Origin of the sequence: Pseudoalteromonas sp. TB51, assembly GCF_000498055.1 — a bacterium.
Classification (GTDB): Bacteria; Pseudomonadota; Gammaproteobacteria; order Enterobacterales; family Alteromonadaceae; genus Pseudoalteromonas; species Pseudoalteromonas atlantica.
This window is the reverse complement of the sequence record NZ_AUTO01000118.1, coordinates 1-2,065: the sequence shown is the minus strand read 5'-3', so window position 1 is coordinate 2,065 and position 2,065 is coordinate 1. Positions and strand designations below refer to the sequence as shown.

Genomic DNA, 2,065 nt, shown 5'->3' with positions numbered 1-2,065 from the left:
CCGCCATTAACCGGTACTACAACCGGTGTGCCCCAAGGTACTGAAGTAACAATCACAGTAACCGACAGTGCAGGCGAAGTGCAGCTTTTAACAGCCATTACCGGTGAAGATGGTAGTTGGGCTGTTGATGTGGGTGTGGCACTACCAGAAGGTGATTTTACTGTTGATGCGCAGGTGAGTGATAGCGTAGGCAACCAAGCACTTGCAAGTGATGCTGGAGTTATTGACTTAACGGCGCCAATTGTAGAAATTAATGCGATTGCCGATACGCAAGATACAACCCCTGTTATTACTGGCTTTGCGCAAGATGTGCCAGCAGGCTCGGTAATTACCGTGGTTATTACCGATATTAATGGGCAAGTTCAAACGCTGTTAACGCAAACAAATGATGATGGCAGCTGGTCTGTAAGTGTTTCTACCCCTTTAGCACAAGGTGAGTTTGAAGTTAATGCAACTGTGACCGACACTGCAGGTAATGAAGCACAAGCTATAGAGCAAGGGTTAGTTGATTTAACTAGCCCTGAAATAACGGTTACGGCCATTGCAGACACTAATGACACAACCCCTACTTTTGTAGGCCGTGTTGAAGGGGCACCTGAAGGCTCTGTAATTACTGTTTTAGTAACCGATAGCGACGGTAATATACAAACCTTAACAACGACACTTGAGGCTGATGGCACGTGGAGTGTTGAATCGCCCAACGCTATCCCTGGTGGAGAGTTTAGTGTTACCGCGACAGTGAGTGACCCTGCGGGTAACGAAGCATCCGCGCAAACAAGTGGTGAAGTTACATTTGCCCCTATTTCTATTCAAATTGACTCTATTGCAGATACAAACGATACCACGCCATTTTTAAGTGGTAATACCGGTAACGTGCCTGCTGGTACCACTATAACCCTAACGATTACCGCAAGTGATGGCAGTACTTTTAATCTTTTAGCGGTCACGCAAGAAGATGGTTCTTGGAGCGCTCAAGTTACAGAGCCTCTGCCTGAAGGGGATTTTACCGTAGTTGCAGCCGTTATAGACGATGCAGGCAATGAGGCACAAGCAAGTACGGTCGGTAATGTAGATTTAACCGTAAGTATTAATTTTATTATTGATACTAATGATACCACTCCAACAATTAGTGGTACTACGCAAGATGTTGACGCAGGTGCGGTTGTTACTGTTACCTTTACAGGCAGCGATGGCGCAACAGAAACTGTGCAAGTAACCACAAATGCTGATGGGTCGTGGTCAATCGAAGCAACCGATGAGTTGGTAGAGGGTCAATTTACGGTTGTTGCAACAGTAACCGATGCTGCTGGCAATACTGCCTCTGCTACTGAAGTAGGGGAAATTGATCTAACTGATCCTGCGATTACTATTAACCCAATTACAGATACAAACGATACAACACCGAGTGTGACAGGTAGCGTAGTAGATGTACCTCAAGGTACTGAGGTTACCTTATTAATAACCGATAGTGACGGTAATCAACAAACTATTACAGCGATTACTAATGCCGATGGAAGCTATAGCGCCGATATACTTAATGAGCTTAGCGAAGGTGACTTTACAGTTACTGCAAGTGTAAGTGACGAAGCAGGCAATAGCAGTACAGCAACGGTTACTGGCACCATAGATTTAACCGCACCTACCGTAACTATAGATAATATTGGTGATACAAACGATACAACGCCTACTATAAGCGGCTCTACTCAAGGTTTAGCTGCAGGTAGTGTGGTTACAGTGATTGTGACTGATAATGCTGGCGCTGAGCAGCAATTTGTCACTGCTATAAATGGTGATGGCACATGGAGTATAGATGTCCCACAAACATTAGCTGAGGGTGAGTTTAGTGTGGTGGCAAATGTAAGTGATAGTGCTGGTAATAGCGCGCAAGACTCACAAACTGGCTCTATAGATTTAACCGCACCAACTATTAGTGTAAATGACTTTACTGACTCTAACGATTCAACACCTGTATTTAGTGGTACCACAACTGATGTAGAGCCAGGTAGCTTGATCACTGTATCAGTAACAGACTCTAATGGTGATTCGCAAACCTTAACGGCAGTTG

1 protein-coding gene is annotated in these 2,065 nt (G+C 44.8%); it reads left to right on the top strand.

All coding sequences use genetic code 11. The features are described 5' to 3' along the window. Positions 1–2,065 (top strand): beta strand repeat-containing protein (locus L650_RS0106005; protein ID WP_174380484.1); only part of this gene is annotated, 2,065 nt, incomplete at both ends.